Here is a 25312-nt window from a genome sequence, read left to right on the forward strand (position 1 = left end):
CCAGCTAATGGGACGCGAGGTCATCTCACACCGATATTCTTTAACTTACTCTGCATGCGCAGTGTAAGTATCATAGGGTATTAATCCCGGTTTCCCGAGGCTATCCCCTTGTGCGAGGCAGATTCCTCACGCGTTACTCACCCGTCCGCCGCTAAGGAATACGTATTCTTCCCGAAGGCTTCCTAAGTATTCCTTCGCTCGACTTGCATGTGTTAAGCACGCCGCCAGCGTTCGTCCTGAGCCAGGATCAAACTCTCAATTTAAAGTTTGCCTTTGCTCTTATCAAACACTAACTTCTTTTTTATAACTTATTTTTTACTCAAATTTATTCCCACTGTTTAATTTTCTTGGTTCAGCGTTGACTTACCGTCAACTCTTAATACTATAACAGCTTTCTTTTGATATGTCAATATCTTTTTTGTGATTTTTTATATTTTTTTCTACAAATTTTACTCTAAATATTCACTCCCATTTCAGATAATATTCCCTTCAATATATGTAGATCTTTTAGATATGTATCTTTTAAATCCCTTTTATATAAAATCGCAGCAGGATGATACAGAGGAAAAACTTTATAAGGCTTTCTATCGATTTCGGCTTGTAACATTTCGCCATGTACATCTCCAATTTTTACATCATTTTGAAATATTCCTTTCAAAGGGGTATTCCCGAGAGTAACCAATACCTCTGGATCAATAATACATATCTCCGCAAACAAAAAATCCACAAATTTTTCGATTTCTTTTTCTGTAGGAGGTCTATTTATTAATTTCCCGGTTTTAGCACTTTCTTTCGTTGGTCTGTATTTAACGATATTAGTTATATATACTTTTTCTCTTTTTATTTCCAATGTCGTTAGAAATTCATTTAAATATTTTCCTGCTTGCCCCACAAACGGTTTTCTTTGCTCAACCTCTTTTGCTCCTGGAGCTTCTCCTATAAGAATTATAGGACTATCTACGTTCCCATTTCCTAACACTATGTCTTTATCCTTATAAGCATTAAGTATTTTATTATTTAGTTTCAACAATTCTTCATTCTTCAATAACTTCATCCTTTCTCGGAGTTAAAATCACTTCCTTATATTTATCTCTTATTTTCTTAAAATCTTCCCAAGAATCTTTTTTCTTATTTTCGTCTCTTAAAAGAGCTGCCGGATGATAAGTAGGCATAATATAAAAGCTTCCTCTCTGAATCCATTTTCCTCTATCAGCAGTAATCTTAAAATCCGGACTGATAATATTTCTTGCGGCTATAGCTCCAAGGCAAACTATTATATCAGGATTTATTATTTTAACTTGCCATCTTAAATATTCAATGCATATGACACTTTCCTCTTCATAAGGATTTCTGTTATTCGGAGGTCTGCATTTAACTATATTTGCTATATAAACATCTTCTCTCTTCAAACCGATTGCTTCTATCATCTTATCTAAAAGTTGCCCTGCTTTCCCTACAAAGGGCCTTCCCTGCTGATCTTCATTATATCCGGGTCCTTCTCCAATAAACATCAATCTTGCTTTTTTATTCCCTTCTCCAAATACTACATTAGTCCTTCCCTGGCTTAAATCACATCTGTGACATTTAGAAACTATATATTCAAGTTCCTCTAAAGTATACATTTTAATTCCCCCGAACTATATCTTAAACTACATATATTTTATCACAATTTGGTTTGTAAAATAAAATTATATTTGCTTTAGAATTTATTATTAAATTCATAATTTTATCTACATCTCAAATTTACACCTTTAAGTTTATGAAATCTTTTCTGAATTATCCGAGTAAATTTAAATTTAGTTCTTCTGTTCCGTTACAATTTAAAATCATGTCCTTACTGTGATTGATATATTTAATTTTCTACTGTAAATATAAACAGCGGCTTTGAAATTCTAAATAAAAGAGCACTGCAAATATTTTAAAGACTAAAATATTTGCGGTACTCTTAATCGAATACTAAAAATATATCGTTATTCCTCCAAAGGTTTCATTGTCGGGAATAATAAAACATCTCTGATACTTGGCTGATTTGTAAGCAATATTACCAGTCGATCTACTCCTATCCCAAGGCCTCCTGTAGGTGGAAGTCCTACTTCTATGGCATTAACAAAATCCGTATCCATCATATGAGCTTCCTCATCTCCCAGTTCTCTTTGTTTTAATTGATCAACAAATCTTTGTTTTTGATCTATGGGATCATTAAGCTCACTAAAAGCATTGGCGATTTCCCAAGTATTGATAAATGCTTCAAACCTCTCAGTTTTTCTTGGATCATTAGGATTCTTTTTAGCAAGAGGAGAAACTTCAACGGGATGACCCGTGATAAAAATTGGTTGAACCAAATTCTTCTCACAGAAAGCTTCAAAAAATTCATTGATTACATGTCCTCTCGTCATTCCGGATTTTATTTCTAATCCTTTTTCTTTAGCTATTTCTATAGCCTCTTTGTCAGTATTTATTTTACTAAAATCTACACCAGAAAATTCTTTTATAGCTTCTTCCATATCCATTCTCTTCCAAGGAGGAGTTAAATCTATATCTATACCTTGATAATTAATCTTAGTAGTTCCTAATGATTCCTCTGCCACATAGGCTACTATTCCTTCCGTTATCCTCATCATTTCTTCATAATCCACATAGGCTTGATAAAGCTCAATGTTTGTAAACTCAGGATTATGTTTATAGTCCATACCTTCATTTCTAAACATTCTTCCCATTTCATATACTTTCTCAAAACCGCCGACTATAAGCCTTTTCAAATATAATTCATTGGCAATCCTTAAATACATGTCTATGTCCAAAGTATTATGGTGAGTAATAAAAGGTTTTGCATTTGCTCCCCCAGCTATTGTACCAAGTATGGGAGTTTCAACTTCTAAAAAACCTCTTTCATCAAGATACTTTCTTATATTCTTTAAAATTTTAGTTCTAAGAATAAATGTATCTCTTACTTCAGGATTTACTATTAAGTCCACATATCTTTGTCTGTATCTCAAATCCATATCTTTAAGCCCATGAAACTTTTCCGGAAGTATCTGAATGGATTTTGAAAGAAGAACAATTTTTTCGGCTCTAATTGATATTTCCTCTGTATTCGTTTTAAACACCTTTCCTACGACCCCTATTATATCTCCAATGTCATACTGCTTTATCCAACCATATTCTTCTTCTCCTATAGAATTCATCTTCGCTAATATTTGAATTTTATCTTCACTATCCTGTAAGTCAAAAAATATTATTTTCCCATGGCCTCTTTTGGACATAATCCTCCCTGCCACAGATACTTCTTTTTCTTCCAATTCATCAAAATTCTCTTTTATTTCTGTGCTATGATGAGTATAGTCGAATTTTTCAATAATAAAGGGATTCCTTCCTGCTTCTACTAACTGTTTTAGTTTCTCTCTCCTTAGTTTAAGTATTTCATTAATTTTTTCTTCAGTTCCTGGCATTTCCGTTCCTCCTCTACTTGTTAATTTTCAGAATTTCATATTTTATAATTCCATCTGGTACATGTACTTCAACAATATCCCCTATTTTACCTCCTATTAACGATTTCCCCACGGGAGATTCATTTGAAATTTTGCCTACATAAGGATCTACCTCTGCTGAACCAACTATAGTATACTCTATTTCTTCATCATACTCCAAATCTTTAAGAAGCACTTTAGAGCCAATCGTTACCACATCTGTTTTAATATCATCATCATCAATTACTTTAGCATTCCTAAGCATATTCTCCAATTTTACTATTCTTTCTTCCAATTGAGCCTGTTCATTCTTTGCTTCGTCATACTCGGAATTTTCACTTATATCTCCAAATGCCAAGGCTTGTTTTATTCTCTCAGCAACTTCTTTTCTTCTGACTGTTTTTAAAGTTTCCAGTTCCTCCTCCAACTTTTTTAAACCATCAACCGTAATAAAAACATTTTTATCAGCCATCTGTACCTCTCCTTTTCTTATAATAACACATCTCATTTATCTATTTGTTAGAATATTGATTTCATTATATGGTGACATTATAATTTAGCTTTTCTTTATTGTCAAGTACTTACAATTTTATTTTATTGCTCCTATGAATAATAACAAACTCTTCTATTGTATATTCCCTTCCATTTGCCAATATCCCCAGAAAATCTTTATAATCATGTTGTTCAAGTAATTCATATTTATTAGAAAATATTTTCTCCTCGGGAGCAAAGTACTCATTTATTTTTATTTTACCTTTCGTCGAAAATAAAAAATCTTCAATGGGCACTATTGTTTTCTCTTTAATTTGAGTCAACAATATTTTATTTCTGCTTAAATCAAATACCACAGACTTTTTTCTTAATTTATTTGGGTCAATGATATTTTTTTCTTTAAAATTAATTATTATCGAATAATTGGACAATATTTTATCAACATTCTGAGAATAAAATATCGATAAACCAGTTTTTTCTAACGTATTAGAAGTCAATTCATCAATATAACCCCTTTTTTCATCTGTAACAGTTAAAAATCCTATTCCTTTGGAAAGATTTTCTACTAATAAATAAAATGACGGATCATCTTCTCCAATAATCAATATTTCTTTTCTTCTCAGATCCTCTTTCATTTCTTGAAAAATCTCATTTAACACGTGAGGAAGAAATTCTGCCATTACCATCTTTCCATCTGCTACAGAAAAACTTGTTTCTCTTTCAATTTTCAGTATATCTTCATTGTCAAAAATATAGGAACTATCAAATACAATATTCTTAAAATCCCTTTCTTCGATATTATTTATGCTGTGAATTATTTCATCAATAAATTTATCTTTTTCCTTCGGCATAAGAGGTGATATTCCAAAGCTCTTTCCTATAATATTTTCCTTAATGTCAACAATATCCATTATTATTTTAGAGCCGAAAACTTTCATTATTTTGTCAGGACAATATTTAAATATTCCTTTTTTTAAGTATCTTCTATAATCTTCCTCCCCTATAACATATAAAAAGTCAAAACATATATATCCCCCCAAATTTTTATTATATGAACATATATATTACCCACTTCTCAAATTATGCCGAAGTTCTCTTAAATATTCTAATAATAATTCTTCTATCTCATTTTTATCATTCATTTGATTGATATGATTTTTAATCACCGCCGAATTTCTCATACCTTTTATATACCAGCTTAGATGTTTCCTCATTTCTTTAATTCCTCTTTTTTCTCCTTTAATAGAACAAATGAGTTCCATATGTCTTATGGCAGTATGAATTATCTCTTCTTCTGTAGGCAAAAAATCTTCTTTACCTTGAATTAGCCTTAGAACTCGTTTAAATATCCAGGGATTTCCTCTGGCACTTCTTCCTATCATAACTCCGTCACAGCCGGTATAGCGAAACATTTCAACAGCATCTTTCGGTTCGTAAATATCTCCGTTTCCTATAACCGGTATTTTAACCGTTTTTTTAACTTCCCTAATAATATCCCAATCGGCTTCTCCAGAATAAAACATATCTCTGGTTCTTCCATGAATAGTTATCCCTTGAGCACCTGACTCTTCTATTATTTTAGCTACTTTCAATGCATTTATATTTTCTTTGTCCCATCCTTTTCTTATTTTAACCGTAACAGGCTTTTCCGCAACTTTAACTACATTGCTTACTATCTTTCCTATTAAATCAATATCCTTAAGTAATGCACTTCCATCTCCATTTTTCACCACCTTAGGGGCGGGGCAACCCATATTTATATCTATTACATCTATGTCGTTTCTCTTATTTATATGGTCTGATACTACTTCAGCCATAATATCCGGATCAGACCCAAATATTTGAACTCCAACAGGTCTTTCTCCATTTTCTATACTCATAATATCGTAAGTCTTTTTATCTTTATAATAAAGGCCTTTTGAACTTACCATTTCAGTATATACAAGGCCGGCACCCATTTCTCTGCATATAATCCTAAATGAACTATCAGTTACTCCTGCCATAGGAGCAAGAAATATATTATTTTTAACATCAACACTGCCAATTCTCATCTTTCCACTCCTTAGAATTTAAAAATAAGTAGCCTTAAAGGCTACTTGAATTTTTATTTCTTTTGTATATTATCTTTAACCCCTCCAAAGTCAGGAGTTTATCTATCCTGTTAATATACTTGCTTTCACTCGCCAAAAGAGAAGCAAATCCTCCAGTCGCTACTATATTTTTAACTTTCCCTTCAGGTTTCAACTCATTTATCATTTTTTCTATAATATAATCAACCAGCCCTCTGTACCCATATACCAATCCGGCCTGTATACTGCTTACAGTATTTTTACATATTACTCTTTCAGGTTCCACCAACTCAACTTTAGGTAGTTTTGCCGTTCTCATAAATAATGCTTCACTGGAGATTTTAATACCGGGAGCTATAGCTCCTCCCAGATAATCCCCATTTTTGGATATGGCACAAAAAGTTATTGCGGTTCCAAAATCAACTATAATCAAAGGCCCGCCATACTTTTCATATCCGGCTACCGCATTAACTATTCTGTCGGCACCCACCTCTTTAGGATTGTCATATTTTATATTCATTCCGGTTTTTACGCCTGGCCCTATTATCAAAGGATCATGTCCAATATACCTCTTAATAGTAGCATCTAAAGTATACATTAAAGTAGGTACTACTGAAGAAATTATAACATCTTCCACATCCTTAAAACATAAATTGTGATAACTAAATATCTGTTTTAGTAAAAGACCGTATTCGTCAGAAGTTTTGTCCTTATCCGTAGCTATTCGCCAATCATAAAGTAATCTATCTCCATCATATACTCCCAACACAATATTTGTATTTCCTACATCTATAACCAATAACAATGTTATTACCCTCCTATAAACTACCCTTTTTATTAAGGGAAGCTATTACGCTTGTAGTTATTATTATTGCGACAATTATTTCCGGTATTCCGTTAGCCACTCCAATTCCGACTATAGCTTTTCCTATAGCCGTTGAGCTAATTCCTGCTTTTTGCACGAATTCCTCTCCATAAATCCAATATATCCCTGACATAACTCCAACGGTATTGGTTAATGTTCCTACTGCAGCAGCCATAACTAACTCTATTCCATTTCTTTTTAAATGTTTATGAGAATAGTAACCCATAAACAAAGTTAATAAAATAAGTACTATATTGAATACTAATATCCAATCACTCTTTGAATTCTTTATACCGTTAGTAAAAGATACTATAAGATATATCAGAATTATACTCCATAAGAAATACAATACTCTCCGTGAAGCCTTTTCTCCTAATTTCTTAAATCCGATATAAGTATAATAAGAAGTGATTCCTATAAGAATTCTTGGCAGAACCGATATAATTGGATTCAAAAATACAAAAGAAACAGGCGTAGGATTTGCTATAGCTTGAAATATACTGAATAAGCCAAATATCAACCCTACTAATCCTCCAACTATAGGTCCTTCGGTTATAGCCCCTATTATAACAGGTATGTGCATAATTGTAGCTCTTGTAACACCTATAGGTATAAATCCCAGGGGGGTAAGACCAAGAACCGCAGAAATCGCCCCCAATACTCCTGTAATTACTATCTTTCTCGCAGTAAAGCCCTTAATTTTTGACATAAATCATCCTCCGTTCTAGTTCATTATTTAGATACCAGACGATATTCCATATAAATCGAAAACAGTCCAGCTCACAATGGATGCCAGCTATAGCATTCTTTTAAAGATATTTTAATACCAATTTCGAAAAAATTCAATGACTATTTCATAAAATCTATATTGCCCTCACCATTTATGTCTTTATAGGACGGAATGTCTTCATATCCTTCAGCAGATAATACTCCGTTAGTTATCGCTCTTGAAACTGTTTCGCTTGCCAAAGTACCCATTAAATTTATATCTCCTTTAACTTCTCCTGTTCCCATAACAAATACGGTATCTCCGTCATATGTAGTATTAATGGGATTTATCGATCTGGCAAGACCGTTTTGAGCCATCTGAGCTATTTTATTACCTTCCGCTTTCGTAATTTTTCCATTAGTGGCTACGACCCCTATAGTCGTATTGCCCATGGGAAAACCTGTTGTTTTTTCTTTTTCTTTCATCAATTCATAGGAATTCATCAACTTTTTATTTTTTCTGTCAAATATTCCTGCTAGTATATGATTATTGTTATAATCGTATACATCCCCATAGCTGTTCACCACTACCAACGCTCCTACCCATAAATTTCCTACATTCATACTGGCACTGCCCAATCCAGATTTCATAGAATTTTCAGGCCCCAATATCTTTCCCACAGTAGCACCGGTTCCACAGCCTATATTTCCTTGCCTTCTTTCTTCACTACTGGAATTTTTTGCTGCTTCGTAACCCATATGAAAATCAGGTCTTATTTTATAATCTCCTAAATTCAAATCAAATATTACTGCACCACAAACTATAGGGACTTTGGTAACTCCTACATCAAAACCCGAACCCATTTCTTCCAGATATTTCATCACTCCTCCTGCTGCATCCAAGCCAAAAGCACTTCCCCCCGAAAGGACAACTCCATGAATTTTGTCAACTAATTTTTCAGCTTTAAGCAAATCCGTTTCCCTTGTTCCAGGCGCAGAGCCTCTCACGTCTACTCCCCCGGTAGCACCCCTCTTGCATAATACAACGGTGCACCCTGTCATTCCTTTATCAGAACTAAAGTGTCCCACTTCTATTCCGGGAATATCCGTTATATATCCTTTATACATAAAATCACCCTCTTTATTATTTTCTAAAATAAAATATTGAAAAGGCTTCTATCATGATATTAATATATTTAAAGAAGCCTTTTTTGAAACTCATTATATGAAAAGTATGAATTAAGGAAAATATGACTTTCCTATAGGTTATAAATAAGTAAAATCAATGAAATTCTTATACTAATTTTAACTTTTAAAAAACATCAGAAGCAGCCCTGCAGCCACTGCAGAACCAATAACTCCGGCAACATTCGGACCCATTGCATGCATAAGTAAAAAATTTCTTGGATTTGCTTCTTGTCCCACTTTCTGAGAAACCCTTGCAGCCATAGGCACTGCCGATACTCCTGCAGAACCAATCAGCGGGTTTACTTTTCCTCCACTCATTTTATACATTATTTTCCCAAATAACACTCCACCTGCTGTTCCTATGGAAAATGCAATTAGACCAAGCATTATTATCTTAAGTGTTGAAGGAGAAAGAAACGTTTCTGCATTAGCTGTTGCACCTACCGTTGTTCCTAAAAATATTGTAATTATATTAATTAATTCATTTTGTACTGTCTTAGAAAGTCTGTCTACCACACCTGACTCTCTAAGCAAGTTGCCCATCATCAGCATACCAATCAACGATGCTGCTGAGGGAAGGAGTAATGTTACAACTACTGTAACCAATATAGGAAATATTATCTTTTCTTTTTTAGATACAGGTCTTAACTGCTCCATTACAACTTCACGTTCTTTTTTTGTTGTTAACGCTTTCATAATCGGTGGCTGGATAATTGGCACTAATGCCATATACGAATAAGCAGCCACTGCTATAGGGCCTAATAAATGGGGAGCCAATCTGCTTGTTAAGAAAAGTGCCGTAGGCCCGTCTGCACCTCCTATTATTCCTATACTTGCTGCCTCAGGCCCTGTAAATCCTAAAGTTACAGCTCCCATAAACGTAATAAATATTCCGAGCTGAGCCGCAGCTCCAAGAAGTATACTGCTCGGAGCTGCGATTAACGGCCCAAAATCTGTCATAGCCCCTATACCGAGAAATATTAAGGGAGGATATATGCCTAACTTAACTCCTTGATACAAATAATATAAAAGTCCGCCTATTTTCTTTGTTTGGGGAATTAAAGTTCCCGTCGCAGAATCCTTTACTACTTCAATTACCGGTGGATCCATAAGGCCACTAATGGGAAGATTAGCAAGCAGCATTCCAAAAGCTATTGGTATCAAAAGGAGTGGTTCATATCCTTTTTTTATAGCTAAATAAAGAAGTATAAATGAAATAATAAGCATTATTACTTCTTTATATGTAAGAGCTGCAAAGCCTGTACTTTGTAAAAAATCTTTCAATATACTAAATAGCATTCAATCCACCACCTTCTCATATTTTATTCTATGCCCACCAATTTATCTTCCGTTTTGACGGTTGCTCCTTTGCTAACATAAATTCCCGTAACTTTTCCGTCTTTGGGAGCCACTATTTCATTTTCCATTTTCATTGCCTCTAATATAATTAGTGTCTGACCGGATTTAACAATATCGCCTTCCTTAACATTTATATTTAAAATAGTACCTGGCATTGGTGCATAAACTACTTCCGTGCCCTTAGCTATCGATATATTTTTCTTATCTTCTTCTGAAGAAACTTCTTTTTCTGTTGGGTTTTGTTTTTGAACCGAGCTTTCAACTACTTTCTGCTGGATCGGCTGACTTTGATATTGAACTTCATTAGATACCTCTTCTACTTCTACTTCATATTTTTTTCCATTTACGTTTATAAGAAATTTTCTCATTTTTTACCTCCTAAAATTGTTTTATTTATAATCTCTTAAACATTTGCTGTTCTCTTCCTACTCTTGACCATATACATTCATTTGTGGATATTCTTTTTATACTTTTTATATTCATTTCGGGTATCGATACTCCCAAACTTGCAGCTACTGCTGCAGATATAATTGCTATCAATTCTTCGTTTTCATCATCCTTAATATTTTCCATATTGGCCTCCTTAGCTACTAATTTCTGACTTGTTTTCTTCATCTTAGTGCCTTTATTTGTTATAACCTTAGAGCCCTTTATTAGGTATGATATTATTAATAAAGATATAAACACAATAGCCATGCTAAATATAGTTATTATTAAGCTATCAGACATTGTTATCTTATCTCCCACTATCTCACCTTCCTACAGAGGAATATTTCCATGTTTTTTAGCCGGTCTCTCTTCTCTCTTACTTCGAAGCATATCAAAGGCACTTATAAGTCTTGGTCTGGTAGTACTGGGCACTATTACATCGTCTACATACCCTCTTGACGCTGCAATATAAGGATTATTTACAGTGTCTTTATATTCTGCTATTTTTTCCTTCCTGAACTCTACAGGATCTTCAGAGCCTTCAATTTCCTTTTTGAATATAATATTTGCTGCACCTTCGGGTCCCATAACTGCTATTTCAGCATTAGGCCATGCAAATACTTGATCTGCTCCCAAGTCCTTAGAACACATCGCAAGGTAAGCTCCGCCATAGGCCTTTCTTATTATAAGAGTGACCTTAGGTACTGTCGCTTCACTATAAGCATAAAGCATTTTGGCTCCATGTCTTATAATCCCTCCATATTCCTGTTCCGTTCCAGGTAAAAATCCCGGTACATCTACGAGATTAAGCAGCGGTATGTTAAAAGCATCGCATGTCCTAATAAATCTGCCGGCTTTATCAGAAGCATTAACGTCAATACATCCCGCCAAAACTTTAGGCTGGTTTCCAATCACTCCTACGGTCATCCCGTTGAGTCTTATATATCCTGTAATCATATTCTGAGCATAATAGGGCTGAACTTCAAAAAATTCTCCTTTATCTGCTAATATATTTATTATTTCCTTCATATCATAGGATTTATTTGGATTTTCAGGTATTATTTCGTTAAGTCTCTCTTCAACCCTATTTATATTATCATCAGCTTCAATAATAGGAGGCTCTTCAAGATTATTTGATGGAAGATAACTCAGCAATCTTTTTATCCTTTGAATGCAGTCTTCCTCATTTGAATCTATAAAATGAGCAACTCCACTGATTTTATTATGAGTCACAGCTCCTCCCAACTCTTCCTGAGATACTTCTTCTCCGGTAACCGATTTTATCACCTGAGGTCCGGTAATAAACATCATTCCCGTATTTTCAACCATAAATATAAAATCCGTCAGTGCCGGTGAATAAACAGCACCTCCCGCACATGGCCCCACAATTACAGAAATTTGGGGAACTACACCTGAAGCCAATGTGTTTCTATAAAAAATATTTCCATATCCCGATAGAGCATCTACTCCTTCCTGTATCCTTGCTCCTCCGGAATCATTAAATCCTACTATAGGTGCACCCATTTTAATTGCCATATCTTGAACCTTGCATATTTTTGCTGCGTGCATCTCTCCAAGAGAACCTCCCAGAACTGTAAAATCCTGAGCATATACAAAAATCAGTCTTCCATCTACAGTGCCGTATCCTGTCACAACTCCGTCTGCCTCTGCTTCAACTTTTTCCATTTCAAAATTAGTACATCTGTGCTTTACAAAAGCATCTATTTCAACAAAGCTGCCTTCATCCAATAAAAGATTTATTCTTTCTCTCGCAGTAAATTTACTGGATTTATGCTGTTTTTCAATACGTTTTTCACCTCCTCCAAGAGATATTTTATTCTTGGATTCGATTAGTTCCTCGATTTTGTTTTTCATTTTTACCCTCCTTCTTCTCTACATAATACTAATTTCTTTCACAAAGTTCTATCAAAACTCCAAAGGTGCTTTTGGGATGCAAAAAAGCAATTTTTGCTCCTCCTGCACCATAACGAGGCTTTTCATCAATCATCCTTATACCTTTCGATTTCATCTCTTCAATAGCTTTATCGATATCATCTACTTTATAAGCTATGTGCTGTATTCCCTCGCCTTTCTTTTCGATAAACTTCGATATAGGGCCATTTTCCTCTGTAGACTCTAAAAGTTCAATCTCTGTATCTCCAATGGGCAAAAAAGCAACTCTCACTTTCTGTTCTTCTATAACTTCATTGCCTTGAGCCTTTATACCCAACACATTTTCATAAAACTTTAAAGTCTCATCTAAATCTTTAACCGCTATTCCTATATGATCTACCTTTTTAATCACTTTATTTCCTCCCTTCTTATTTAAGTAATTCTATAATCTTATCCCTTCCAGTATAAGGATCTAAATTTCTTAAGACCACTTTCTCCGCCAATTCCTCTAAAATAGAATTATTTTTAATTGTCTTCATAACTGAGCTCATTAGCTCATCTTCCACTAACTTTAATATTTCGAGTTTTGCATTTCTAACCCTTATGTCCTTTAATTTATTGGTACTCTCCAAATATTTTCTATGTTCTATTATCTTGTCAAGAAGAATATCCATGCCTTCGTTCCTGACCCCCGATACTTTTAATACAAATGGCCTATAATCCTTCTTATCGTTTAAATCAAGCATCATTTGAATTTCTAACTCAGTTTTATCGGCTCCATCCAGATCCGATTTGTTTATTGCAAAAATATCTGCTATTTCAACGATTCCCGCCTTAATAGCCTGTATATCATCTCCCATATTAGGAGCCATTACCATAAGCACCGTATCCGCAAGCTTAACTATATCTATTTCAGACTGGCCAACTCCTACAGTTTCAATGAATATATAATCTGTCCCAAATATATCAAGTATCTTTACAGCTCCTTGGGTGGCCTTAGATAATCCTCCTAAAGAACCTCTGGTACCCATACTTCTGATAAAAACTTCTTTGTCAAGGGCTAAATCATTCATTCGAATTCTATCACCTAAAATTGCTCCTCCTGTAAAGGGACTTGTAGGATCTATTGCTATTATCCCCACTTTTTTCTTCCTTTTTCTCAATTCTTTTGTAAGCTTATCGGTGACAGTACTCTTACCGCTTCCGGGAGGGCCTGTAATACCTACAATATAAGCCCTGCCAGTATATTTATATAACTTTTTAATCATGTCAAAAATTTCTTTGTCCCCATTTTCAACCATAGTTATAGCTCTTGCACAAGCCCTTTTATCTCCCATTATTAATTTATCTTCCAAGTCCAACTTATGCACCACCTATTTATTCCTCTTTATATGAGTCCTAATATATTCTACTACATCTTTTGTGGAGGTTCCCGGAGTAAATATCTCCTCTATTCCTTTTTCCTTAAGTCCCGGAATGTCATCTTCGGGAATTACCCCTCCTCCCATTATAAGAACATCTGTCACTCCTTCTTCTTTTAGAAGATTAACTACCTTGGGAAATAAATAATTATGTGCTCCTGAAAGAATACTCATTGCCACAACATCTACATCTTCCTGTATTGCTGTAGCAACAATCTGTTCGGGGGTTTGTCTTAAGCCCGTATATATTACTTCCATTCCTGCATCTCTCAAAGCTCTTGCAATAACCTTTGCTCCTCTATCATGCCCATCAAGTCCAGGCTTTGCTACCAAAACCCTTATTGGTCTATTCATTCTGTTTCCTCCTTTTATAATATAACACTTTGCTGATATTCTCCAAATACTTCCCTCAATACATTACATATTTCTCCAAGAGTCGCATAAGCTTTAACCGCATCCAATATACAAGGCATTAAGTTTTCCTTGCCCTTTGCTTCATCTTTTAATCTCTTCAATACCCTTTCGACTTCTTCATTATTCCTTGAATTTTTTAATTCCTGTAATTTCTTCTTCTGCAATTTTTCTACCTCAGGATCGACTCTCAATATATCTTTATGATGTTTTTCTTCGATTTGGAATTTATTTACTCCCACAACTACTCTTGTATTAGCCTCTATTTCCATTTGATATTTATACGCACTATTCTGAATTTCTTTCTGAATAAATCCCTTGGAAATAGCTTTCGGTGCTCCTCCCAGCTCATCAATTTTTCGTATATACTTCATTGCTTCTTCTTCTATTTTATCGGTTAAGTTTTCAATATAATAGGACCCCGCCAATGGGTCAACAGTCTCCGTAACTCCGCTTTCATAGGCTACAATTTGTTGAGTCCTTAATGCAATTCTTACAGACTCTTCAGTAGGAAGAGCTAAAGCTTCGTCCCTCGAGTTGGTATGAAGAGATTGAGTCCCTCCAAGAACTGCAGCAAGGGTCTGAATAGTAACTCTGATTATATTATTATCCGGTTGCTGAGCCGTCAATGTAGAACCTGCCGTCTGAGTATGAAATTTCAACATCATGGATTTTTCTTTTTTAGCTTTAAATCTTTCTTTCATTATTCTTGCCCACAATCTTCTTGCCGCTCTGTATTTAGCAACTTCTTCTAAAAAATCATTATGAGCATTAAAGAAAAATGAAAGTCTAGGCGCAAATTCATCTACATCCAAACCAGCTTTTATTGCCGCCTCAACATATGCTATTCCGTCAGCTAAAGTAAAAGCAACTTCCTGAATTGCCGTAGCCCCTGCTTCTCTTATATGGTATCCGCTGATACTTATGGTATTCCATTTAGGGACATTTTTTGAACAATATTCAAATATATCCGTTATAAGCCTCATGGACGGTTCCGGTGGAAATATGTAAGTTCCCCTTGCAATATACTCTTTTAAAATATCATTTTGAATTGTTCCTCTTAATTTACTCTTGGGTACTCCCTGTTTTTCCGCTACTGCTATATACATCGCAAGCAAAATACTGGCCGGAGCATTTATAGTCATAGATGTGCTTACCTTATCCAACGGAATCCCTTCAAACAGTATTTCCATGTCTTTCAACGAATCAATAGCAACTCCTACTTTTCCTACCTCTCCTTCACTTAAAGGTGCATCTGAATCATATCCAATTTGAGTAGGAAGATCAAAGGCTACACTTAAGCCCGTTTGTCCTTGTTCAAGCAAATATTTATATCTCTTATTAGACTCTTCGGCAGTTGCAAATCCTGCATACTGTCTCATAGTCCAAAGTTTTCCTCTATACATCGTAGGCTGAACTCCTCTTGTAAAAGGATATTGTCCCGGGTATCCCAAATCCCCTTCATAATCTAAATTTTCATTATCCTCAGGAGTATATAACCTATTAACTTCAATATTTGAACCTGTACTAAATTCTTCTTTTCTTTCCGGAAATTTTGATAAAGTTTTCATAACCTTATCTTCTTCCCACTTTTTCTTTGAATCTTTAACGTTTTCAATGGTGTCCTTGTCAAACATTATCAAATCCTCCTCATATTAAACAAACAGGTTTTTTAGTATCTTTATTATATTATACTACATCCTTGGGGAAAATTTGCAACTATTATTTCAAATTATATTAAAAATGAAACAAAAATTGCATATTTTAAAAATCTACTTATAAATAAAAGCACTATCAGCAATTATTAAAATCTAATAATATCGATAGTGCTTGTTTTATATCACAGAAATTTCATTCAATGTTTTTTACTTTATGCTGCTTCAAAAGCCGCTGTAAATTCTTTTTCATCAAGAGTTTCTTTTTCCAATAAAGCCTGAGCTACGGAATGCAATTTATTTATATTGTCTGATAAAAGTTTTTCTGCCGTCTGATATGCTTTATCAATTAAGCTTCTCATCTCTTTGTCAATCTGAGCAGCTACTTGTTCACTATAATTCCTTGTTCTTCCAAGATCCCTTCCTACAAATATTTCTTCATCATCAGTTCCGTAAGTCATCGGCCCAAGATTATCACTCATTCCATAATGAGTGACCATTCTTCTTGCCACTTTAGTTGCTCTTTCTATATCATTTTGGGCTCCTGTACTGATGTCTTTTAATACTAACGCTTCGGCTACTCTTCCTCCCAAGAGTTGAACAAGTTCACTCTCCATTTGACGTTTAGTCATATAATTTCTTTCATCTTCCGGAAGATATGCTGTAAATCCTCCTGCCATTCCTCTCGGTATGATAGTTATCATATGAACAGGGTCAGCATCCGGTAAAAGCCTCGCTGTTACTGCATGACCTGCTTCATGATAAGCTGTTATCTTCTTTTCCTTTTCACTTATCACCTTGCTTTTCTTTTCGGGTCCTGCCACAACTTTAATGGACGCTTCCTCGATTATATTTGCTGGAATAGCTTTAAGTCCATGTCTGGCAGTCAAAAGAGCTGCTTCATTGACCAAATTCTCCAAATCTGCCGGGGTAAAACCCACAGTTCTTTTAGCTATAACTTTTAAGTCCACATCAGGAGCCAATGGCTTATTTTTAGTATGAATTTTCAACACTGCTTCTCTTCCTTTAACATCAGGGACTCCCACATACACTCGCCTGTCAAATCTACCGGGTCTCAATAATGCTGAGTCTAAGATATCCGGTCTGTTAGTAGCTGCCATGACAATAATCCCTTCGTTCGTTCCAAACCCATCCATCTCAACAAGAAGTTGATTCAAAGTTTGTTCACGCTCATCATGGCCGCCTCCTAATCCTGCACCTCTTCTTCTTCCTACGGCGTCTATTTCATCTATAAAAACTATACATGGAGAGTTTTTCTTTGCCTGTTCGAATAGATCTCTTACACGGCTTGCACCTACACCAACAAACATTTCTACAAAATCCGAACCGCTTATACTAAAGAAAGGTACTCCAGCCTCTCCTGCCACAGCTCTGCTCAAGTAAGTCTTCCCTGTTCCCGGAGGTCCCACAAGAAGAACGCCTTTCGGTATTCTTGCTCCAAGTTCAATATATTTTCTCGGGCTTTTTAAGAAATCCACTATCTCCATCAATTCTTCCTTTTCTTCTTCCAGACCAGCTACATCGGCAAAAGTAATTTTGGTATTGGGATCGTCCTTTACCATTCTCGCTTTGCTTTTCCCAAAGGACATTACCTTATTTCCTCCCCCTTGGGACTGTTGCATAAACACAAACCAGATTATTCCAAATACCAAAACAGTAAATATTGCCGGAAGCATATCAACAAACCAAGGTGTTCCTTGTTCTTCCTCGACATTATATCTGACATTCTTATTACCTTCTATATAATCCAAATAAAATTGGTAGCTTACCTCATTTGACGGTAATGTTGTTGTAAATTGCGTATCATCCTTTAATTTTCCATTTAAAACATTTCCAACGGATGTAATGCTTTTTACATTCCCTGCTTCCAATTGCTCCTGAAGTTCAGTTACATCCATCTTCTTTACTTGCTCTACTCCCTTTCCTAACATCTGTACAGCAATAATAATCATGACAAGTATAAGCAAATAAACACTTATACTCCTGAAAAATTTTCTCAAACTGAGTCCCTCCTTCTAACTTTAAGCCAGATTACATTATCAAATTATAGCATGTTTATTTTAATTATACAAATAAATTTATCATTATAAGGTAGCTTTTCTTGAAACTCATTTACGGAAAGTTCTTTTTATCTGTTTTTTATAAGTGAGAACTTTCCTATTCGTTATAAAAGCATTCTTTGAACATATTAACTATATACTTCTTTTTTTAAAGCTCCTACAAATGATAAATTCCTATAATTCTCTGAATAATCAAGCCCATATCCTACTACAAATTCATCAGGAATAACAAATCCTCTATACTTTACAGGAACATCAACCTTTCTTCTTTCTGGTTTATCCAAAAGAGTACATATCTCTACACTTTCAGCTCCCCTTTTCTTTAAATTTTCATATAGATATTTAAGAGTAAGTCCTGTATCTATTATATCTTCAACAATAATAATATCTTTTCCCTCTACGCTGCAATCCAAATCCTTGTTAATTTTTACCACTCCTGAAGATTTAGAAGAATTTCCATAACTGGAAACCGCCATAAAATCCATAGATATAGGAAGATCTATACTTCTTACCAAATCTGACATAAAAATTACTGCTCCTTTAAGTATTCCAATCAATACAAGATTTTTCCCTTTATATTCTCCAGTTATTTCTTTTCCTAATTCTCCAACTCTTTTTTTTATTTGATCCTCTGTAACAAGTACTTCTTTTATAAAATCTTCCATTCTGATCCCCCTCAATTTGCTATTATTTTTTAATACATTTTATGACTAGTACCTTTTTGGTATTGGAAGTAATTTTATATTCTTCATTAGTTCTATATCCCACAATCCAGAGAATATTTTTTTCATCTGCAATTATAGGAATCGACTCTCTTAAATTTTTCGGAATTTTTTCATCTATAAAATAATCCTTTAACTTCTTTGTACCATTCATTCCATAGGGTTTAAACTTATCTCCCGAAATTCTGTTTCTAATAATTAGTTCGCCATATATTTTATCATAATCAAATGATTTAATATACATATTTTTAAAATTTAATTTTACTTTTTCAATAGGAACTGCTTTCATTTCAAAATAGCATTTACATTCAGGCACGTAATTTACTCCATTTTCTCTCATTTTATATGAAAAAGATCTAAATTCTTTGTTTTCTCTTTTTTGAATAATAATTTCCCCATAGCTTGTCTTAGCAATCAATCCATTACTTAAATCTATACTTTTCCCTGTATCTCCTTTATCAAATAGCACCATAATATCACTTATATTCTTTTCCGTGATTCCGTTAATATCGTCAGCAACTTTCATCAAACACAGCTTAATTATTCTTTGCTTTATACTCTTATGCTCCTTCAGAAAATCATTTCTATTTAAAATTATACTATTTTTACTTTCGGTCTTCACTATCTTTTTATAAATATTTGATGAATATTTATCTAAAAAATTACAATCCAAATTAGCAGTTCTGCTTAATCTGCTCAATCCATCCAAAAAATTAGGGTTATATTCTCTTTCAATATAAGGTATTATTTCCAATCGTATTCTATTTCTCAAATACTTAGGCTCTAAATTAGTTTTGTCGATTCTTACTTCTATATTATTTTTGCTGATATATTCTTCTATTTCTTTTCTTGTAACATTTAACAAAGGCCTGATAATATTTCCATTTAAAAATTTCATTCCTTTCAATCCATCAATTCCAGTCCCTCTTATTATTCGCATAATAAGCGTTTCGGCTTGATCATTCTTATTATGAGCAACAGCAATTTTACCTCCGCCTATTTCAAAAAGAACTTCATTAAAAAAATCATACCTTAACTTTCTTCCCGCTTCTTCAGAAGACATTTTATGTTTTCTTGCATATCCATTCATGTCTACTTTTTCAGAATAAAAGGGTATATTCATTTTTTCACATGTAAGCCTTACAAATTCTTCATCTTCATCTGCATCTTTTCCTCTGACCCCATGATTTACATGGGCAACAAAAATGTTAAAAGGAATTACATCTTGTATTTCCACCAATACATGAAGAAGACACATGGAATCCGGTCCTCCCGAAACTCCTACCAGAATATTATCATTTTTTTCAATTAATTTATACTCTCTTATAGTCTTTAATACTCTTTCTTTCATAAACCTCACACCTATGTATTTAATTTGGACTTGACTTACACAACTCGTATCATCAGCTAAAATGGAGAAAATTTTCCCTGTAAATGCTAAAATAATTTATATTTAAAACCCAAAAATATACTTAACACAAAAAAAATAATACTTGAAACAAAAACAAACTCTACTCTGTCGAAAGTTAATCTAAACGAAGTGGATTGATTGTAGTACAATTTTCTAAGATCTTCTTTAAATTTAAAAGAAGAATTATATTTCCCGCTGATTCCTTTAGATAATACATAAATTATATTTTCATCTCCATTGGTTTTCCTTAAAAGTCCAATAATCTCATCTATATTTGAAATCAAAGGGTTAAATTCCTTCTTTGCTATAAGAGAAATCATAATCATGGATATTCCGAAAATCATGGTATGGTCATAGCTTTCAGATAATTTGTTCCATGAAATAATATTATAGGCGGGGGAATATTCTTTTGTAGAATATTCCACACCTACAGCTCCTCCGAAATCTATAATGTAAATTTTCCCATTTTCATCAACAATAATATTTTCGGGTTTAAAATCAGTATATTTATATCCTAATGACTTTAGCCTTTCCATTTTACCGATTATATTATACCCAATTTTAATAATATGTCTAACATTTAATTGGTTTTTTAAACATAATTCTTTTAAATTCCTTCCTTTAATCCATTCCATTAAGATAAAATGATATATTTCTCCTTTATAAACAAAATCATCATATTCATATACCCTTGGAATAAATTTCAGTTCCTTAAGATTATCCATAGAATTATATTCTCTTGTTATGGATTGAACATCTCTTGATACTTTTAACGCAAATTCCCGACCATTTTTATCCGCTACTTTATATACCCTTCCGAAACCCCCTCTTCCCAATTCCTTAATAATAGTATACTCATTTTTTCCCCATCTGCCAATTATATTTCTCATAAAGTTTCATCTACACCGTATATTCAGTAAGAACATCTTCATCTTTTTCTTTATGGAAAAAATTTATCCCTTCAATTATGGCTGGTCCTGTTGGTGTAGTTCCCCCTGTTTTTATTTGTTTTAAGCTTCCTTCCAAAATATCAATATCATGAGTAAAATCACATAGGACCTGAAAAAAGGATTCTCCTCTTTTAGAAAAAGCACATACCCCTATATATGTTTCTCCTTTTCTTTCATTTAAAAAGTTTAACAGTTCCAATATGCTCTTTTTGGCAATTTCTATTTTATTATTCATACTTCCGCTTGTATCTAACAATATCATACATTTCAATGAAGCTTCTTCTTCCAGTTTATCTATAAGTTGTACAATCCTTTTTCTTTCCTTAGGTTGAATTTCCGTCATATCTTTATTAATAATATTTTTTAATTCTTTATTCACAGCTTCTTCTATGGTTTTATAAACGGAATTCACAGTAACCTTACTTAAAGTTTGGTATAAACTCTCAATATCTGTAATTTCTCCTATGCCGCCTCCTGCCTGAGCCGTCATTTCCAATTCTACCAAAGATTTTTCCTTTCTCATATTATCAACTATACCTATAGTACTCACCTTTATCCCTTTTTCACAGGATATTTTCGCCGCTTCAACAGGACTAATTCCTGTATTTGACTCTCCATCTGTAACTAATATCATCTGATTTATAACCATGTTCATTCCTCCTTCTTTTTATAAATAATTATTGACAGTTCTTCTTTTTGTATTCAGTATATTAGTTACTTGTCCTAATTATTACTAATAATACGACAGAAAAAAATGGAACAGTTTTCACTGTTCCACTCTTTTTCTTTTAAATGTCATTACAAAGATAAGGCTAATTACTAAGGATACTGCACTTATTCCGATAATCCATAGGTTTTCATCTATTATTTCCGTATTTTGAGCAGTAGTATCGGAATTTGTCTTTAATTCTGCTCTATCATCGGGAGGTCGTTGATTTCTGTCGGTATCTCCTCCCTCTCTATTTGAATTTTTCATATTTTTCATCATTTCTATCTGCTCTTCCGTTAATCCTAAATCTTTTAATTGTTGTATTTGCTCTTCCGTTAATTCACTATCATCTACAGACCCAATAATATCCTGAGCTTTTTTCATAACATTCATATCAGGCATATTTCCCGGTTGCCGATTTTCTCCTTTCATTCCTCCTTGAGATCCAAGATCGGAAAGATTTATGCCGGAAGAATCTATAAGTTTGTCCTGATTTTCAGACTGTTCATCCGTTGTTGAAGGTATAGTCCCGTTAAGCTGCCCTTCTATACTTTGAGCTCTGAGTTTTCCGAACTCTTTCAATGCAGACAGACCTTTTAAATATTCTTCATATGTGTAAAAAGCTGATGCATCATTTTCCACATATTCACTTATTTGACTATCAAGTTTGTCAATAGTATCTTCAAATTTTCCATTGTTAAAATAGTCATCCAATATATCCTGAATGTATTGATGATATTTATCCTTGTATTCGCCTACTTCTAAAAGTTTTGCAATCAACGGTCGTTCCGATAACTCAACTCCCGATACTGGTGTATCTATAGGAAAATTTACGGCTGAAGACGCATTTCCCGATTGAAACCCTGCAAAGGAAAGATTATAATCCCATGGAAGAATGGACAGTTGACCATCTTTTTCATATAAATAATAATTATGTTTCATATTGCTTACATAACTGTCAAGGTTAACAAGTACTGTGTTAACGGCAAAATATCTAAGTACTTCGTCAACATCAATATATTTTTCAAGATCTGTGCCATCATTCAAATTTTTTAATGCTTTAATAACTCTTTTATAATCCGATTTTTTGGAATCAAACACGGAATTATCAAAAATATTTGGATAGCTGTCAACATCGTCATCGATATATTTTAAGTCAGAACCTCCTCCAGAGCCTTCTGCTCCCATTTTCTCTCCAAAATTTCCTTGTTGTGGGTTAAATGGCTGTTGGCCATTCTCACGTTGAATATTTTCTTGGTCCTCATTATTCTGTTGAGCGTTTCCCTGATCTTCATTATTCGGCTGAACATTTCTTCTCTCCTGATTATCATCTTTATCATTACGCCCCATTTCCATACTTTCCGGCTTATAAAGCATACCATAAGTAGGTCCGAAATTTCTATAAGCAAAGGACTCCTCTAAAGCTTCTACCGCTAAGTAAAATCCCCAATCTTCACCGTTTACCTTTACATCTGCGTAAGAATAAAGAGGAGTAGATATTCCCATACTATTCATTAAATCATAGGATAGATATTCTTTCATATAAGTAGAGTCTGAATAAATATTATTTATGGTCATCTTGTCAAGGCCAAAACATGACTGATGTTTTACATAATGATCAAATTCAATTTTAAAACTAAATCTGTCTGTAGTGTCATCATTGGCTACCATAGATAAACTGGAATTTCCTTTAGGCCTAATCCCTACGGAATAAAAGGTAGTACCATTTATGGTAATATCGCAGGAAATATATTCCTTGTCAGTAGCATTTTCAAGCATTTCATTCCAATCTTCTTCATCAACATTTATATCCATGGAAATGATATTATCTTTATTAAAAACCTTTGAAGCATATTCAGGTTGCGCGCTTTCTTTAACTATTCCAAACAATTGAGGATTAAACATAAATACAGTAGTAAATACAACTGCTATAAGTAATGTAAGAGCAATAATTAAATTTATATGTTTACTTTTTATCATATGCTAAAACACCTACCTTAAGACATATATTCTCCATTGTAACTTACCAATACCGCATTTTCCACTCCTTCAATTTTAGCAATATTATTTACAAAATCCGTAGTCATGTTTTTTAATCTGACTTCAATTGTAAGTTCAATTCCTTTTGGTGAAACAGTTTTTGATCTAATCATATACTTTTTGACACTTAATTCCACAGCATTTTTAACAAGTTGTTCTCCATTATCATCAGCACAATTTATAAGAAGTATGTATGGGTCATCTGTACTCTTTCTGTTTATAAATATTACCATAACTATACCAATAAAGATTGAGCCAAACACAGCAAGTGGAATTAACCCTGCGCCAATAACTATTCCAACGGATATTGACCAGAACAAAAATGTTATGTCGAGAGGTTCTTTGATTGCTGCTCTAAAACGAACGATAGACAGTGCTCCAACCATACCAAGAGAAAGTACTACATTTGAAGTTACTGCCAATATAATAAATGTGGTTATAAGAGTCATTGCTATTAGGGAAACCCCGAAGCTTGCAGAATACATTACGCCTATAAAGGTTTTTTTATAAACATAAAATATAAAAAGACCTAAGACAAATGCAAGTCCTAAAGCAATTACCATATCCAGCGCAGAAAAGGACGATACCTTTTCAAGAAAGCTTGATTTAAAAATATCATTAAATGTCATAATTCTCCCTCCAAATATTTTTAGCCGTAAATTCTACAGACAGCATATTTTGAAAATGATGAACACTGTTTATTTTTTATCTGAATAATATTCCTGATAATCTCAGGTAAAAATTCATCAAATTTCACTTCCAATATTACTGTTCCTTCAGAATTCGTAATCATTGTAGGAACATTTTGATTAAACAAGTCCTTAGAATTGAGGCCGGTTTTCACATTACTATCAATAGTTATCCTTACGTTTCCTGGTTTATAAACAAATGGTTCTCTGATATAGTCCACCAATGTTTTAGGTTTAAGCTGCTGATAGTACATTTTTGCATAAAGTTCAGTAAGCAACGGTTTGTTTGAGCTTTTAAGCCATTCAATATTTCCGTCAATAATTTCTTCGCATTGTTCTTTAGTGACACTTACCGATATCTTATTACAAAGACCGTTGGTTTTACTCTTTTTCTCAACTTTAATAAAAGAAAAATCATCGTTATAATAACGGATCCTAAATTTTTCCCTGTTATTCACTCCGTATATCTTTTCTCTGAGAGCCTTATCATCAATATTATCAAAGTATAAACTTCTAACTCTGTATTTTCCGTCCATACCAGCATGTGAATCAGAATCGGCAATTACTTTTAACCTCTGATGCAAGGCAAAGTAATCTGACATGTTTATATAATATTTAAGTTCATGTCTCAGTATTTGATTCTTCATCCTTATCACCTCCTGTTTTGTTTAATATGACTTTATTATAAATACCTTGTGTGACGAATTCATGAACTCTATATGAATTGTAAACGAATTATTAATATATTAACTC

General features: G+C 33.7%; 25 protein-coding genes and 1 rRNA gene (1 of these 26 only partly in view). All 26 read right to left on the bottom strand.

The features are described from left to right. Positions 1-263 (bottom strand): 16S ribosomal RNA (locus EQM13_RS14750); it reaches 1267 nt to the left of the window's first position. Positions 264-454: 191 nt separating this feature from the next. Next, on the bottom strand, positions 455-1054 hold the full coding sequence (locus EQM13_RS14755; RefSeq protein ID WP_128753084.1) for a uracil-DNA glycosylase: 600 nt from the start codon (positions 1052-1054) through the stop codon (positions 455-457). Next, complete coding sequence (locus tag EQM13_RS14760) at positions 1035-1622, bottom strand: uracil-DNA glycosylase (RefSeq protein WP_128753085.1); 588 nt, start codon at positions 1620-1622, stop codon at positions 1035-1037. Before EQM13_RS14760 ends, EQM13_RS14755 begins: the two co-directional genes overlap by 20 nt. A gap of 348 nt (positions 1623-1970) precedes the next feature. Continuing rightward, positions 1971-3449, bottom strand: a complete 1479-nt coding sequence (lysS, locus tag EQM13_RS14765; RefSeq protein WP_071141082.1) for a lysine--tRNA ligase — start codon at positions 3447-3449, stop codon at positions 1971-1973. Between the two features lie 13 nt (positions 3450-3462). Next, positions 3463-3939 (bottom strand): transcription elongation factor GreA, encoded by a 477-nt coding sequence (greA, locus tag EQM13_RS14770; RefSeq protein WP_071141083.1) that lies wholly within the window; start codon positions 3937-3939, stop codon positions 3463-3465. A 109-nt stretch (positions 3940-4048) separates the two neighbouring features. Continuing rightward, on the bottom strand, positions 4049-4897 hold the full coding sequence (locus EQM13_RS14775; protein ID WP_128753086.1) for a hypothetical protein: 849 nt from the start codon (positions 4895-4897) through the stop codon (positions 4049-4051). Between the two features lie 126 nt (positions 4898-5023). After that, a complete protein-coding gene (dusB, locus tag EQM13_RS14780; RefSeq protein WP_128753087.1) occupies positions 5024-6010 on the bottom strand; it encodes a tRNA dihydrouridine synthase DusB in 987 nt (328 codons plus the stop codon). 34 nt (positions 6011-6044) lie between these two features. After that, entirely contained in the window at positions 6045-6833 is a 789-nt protein-coding gene (locus EQM13_RS14785; RefSeq protein WP_114219356.1) for a type III pantothenate kinase, read from the bottom strand. Positions 6834-6846: 13 nt separating this feature from the next. Continuing rightward, a complete protein-coding gene (locus tag EQM13_RS14790) occupies positions 6847-7602 on the bottom strand; it encodes an ECF transporter S component (RefSeq protein ID WP_128753088.1) in 756 nt (251 codons plus the stop codon). 140 nt (positions 7603-7742) lie between these two features. Beyond that, a complete protein-coding gene (locus EQM13_RS14795; RefSeq protein ID WP_128753089.1) occupies positions 7743-8729 on the bottom strand; it encodes a P1 family peptidase in 987 nt (328 codons plus the stop codon). A 177-nt stretch (positions 8730-8906) separates the two neighbouring features. Continuing rightward, positions 8907-10088 carry a sodium ion-translocating decarboxylase subunit beta gene (locus EQM13_RS14800; protein WP_128753090.1) on the bottom strand — a complete coding sequence of 394 codons (1182 nt, stop codon included), beginning with the start codon at positions 10086-10088 and terminating at the stop codon, positions 8907-8909. A 23-nt stretch (positions 10089-10111) separates the two neighbouring features. Further along, complete coding sequence (locus EQM13_RS14805) at positions 10112-10516, bottom strand: DUF2118 domain-containing protein (protein ID WP_071141090.1); 405 nt, start codon at positions 10514-10516, stop codon at positions 10112-10114. A 25-nt stretch (positions 10517-10541) separates the two neighbouring features. Beyond that, positions 10542-10895, bottom strand: coding sequence for an OadG family protein (locus tag EQM13_RS14810; protein ID WP_071141091.1), 354 nt, complete (start codon positions 10893-10895; stop codon positions 10542-10544). A gap of 12 nt (positions 10896-10907) precedes the next feature. Then, the gene (locus EQM13_RS14815; protein ID WP_071141092.1) at positions 10908-12452 is read right to left on the bottom strand and encodes an acyl-CoA carboxylase subunit beta; all 1545 of its coding nucleotides are present in this window, start codon (positions 12450-12452) and stop codon (positions 10908-10910) included. Between the two features lie 28 nt (positions 12453-12480). Continuing rightward, entirely contained in the window at positions 12481-12882 is a 402-nt protein-coding gene (gene mce / locus EQM13_RS14820; protein WP_071141093.1) for a methylmalonyl-CoA epimerase, read from the bottom strand. A gap of 16 nt (positions 12883-12898) precedes the next feature. Continuing rightward, positions 12899-13843, bottom strand: a complete 945-nt coding sequence (meaB, locus tag EQM13_RS14825; protein ID WP_240662945.1) for a methylmalonyl Co-A mutase-associated GTPase MeaB — start codon at positions 13841-13843, stop codon at positions 12899-12901. Next, the gene (locus EQM13_RS14830; RefSeq protein ID WP_071141094.1) at positions 13844-14245 is read right to left on the bottom strand and encodes a cobalamin B12-binding domain-containing protein; all 402 of its coding nucleotides are present in this window, start codon (positions 14243-14245) and stop codon (positions 13844-13846) included. It abuts the gene before it with no gap. Positions 14246-14259: 14 nt separating this feature from the next. After that, positions 14260-15939: an acyl-CoA mutase large subunit family protein gene (locus tag EQM13_RS14835; protein ID WP_071141095.1), complete on the bottom strand. Its 1680-nt coding sequence runs from the start codon at positions 15937-15939 to the stop codon at positions 14260-14262. A 233-nt stretch (positions 15940-16172) separates the two neighbouring features. Then, positions 16173-17978, bottom strand: coding sequence for an ATP-dependent zinc metalloprotease FtsH (ftsH, locus tag EQM13_RS14840; RefSeq protein ID WP_304441914.1), 1806 nt, complete (start codon positions 17976-17978; stop codon positions 16173-16175). Positions 17979-18166: 188 nt separating this feature from the next. Then, on the bottom strand, positions 18167-18703 hold the full coding sequence (gene hpt, locus EQM13_RS14845; RefSeq protein ID WP_071141096.1) for a hypoxanthine phosphoribosyltransferase: 537 nt from the start codon (positions 18701-18703) through the stop codon (positions 18167-18169). 22 nt (positions 18704-18725) lie between these two features. After that, complete coding sequence (tilS, locus tag EQM13_RS14850; RefSeq protein ID WP_071141097.1) at positions 18726-20111, bottom strand: tRNA lysidine(34) synthetase TilS; 1386 nt, start codon at positions 20109-20111, stop codon at positions 18726-18728. An 86-nt stretch (positions 20112-20197) separates the two neighbouring features. Next, a complete protein-coding gene (locus tag EQM13_RS14855) occupies positions 20198-21061 on the bottom strand; it encodes a protein kinase domain-containing protein (protein WP_071141098.1) in 864 nt (287 codons plus the stop codon). A gap of 10 nt (positions 21062-21071) precedes the next feature. Continuing rightward, positions 21072-21770 carry a vWA domain-containing protein gene (locus tag EQM13_RS14860; RefSeq protein ID WP_200796169.1) on the bottom strand — a complete coding sequence of 233 codons (699 nt, stop codon included), beginning with the start codon at positions 21768-21770 and terminating at the stop codon, positions 21072-21074. 117 nt (positions 21771-21887) lie between these two features. Beyond that, positions 21888-23810, bottom strand: a complete 1923-nt coding sequence (locus EQM13_RS14865; protein WP_071141100.1) for a CotH kinase family protein — start codon at positions 23808-23810, stop codon at positions 21888-21890. 17 nt (positions 23811-23827) lie between these two features. Then, positions 23828-24499, bottom strand: coding sequence for a DUF4956 domain-containing protein (locus EQM13_RS14870; RefSeq protein WP_071141101.1), 672 nt, complete (start codon positions 24497-24499; stop codon positions 23828-23830). A gap of 20 nt (positions 24500-24519) precedes the next feature. Continuing rightward, positions 24520-25206 (bottom strand): polyphosphate polymerase domain-containing protein, encoded by a 687-nt coding sequence (locus EQM13_RS14875; protein ID WP_128753092.1) that lies wholly within the window; start codon positions 25204-25206, stop codon positions 24520-24522. Between the last annotated feature and the right edge of the window lie 106 nt (positions 25207-25312).

The organism is Acidilutibacter cellobiosedens, from assembly GCF_004103715.1.
Lineage (GTDB): Bacteria > Bacillota > Clostridia > Tissierellales > Acidilutibacteraceae > Acidilutibacter > Acidilutibacter cellobiosedens.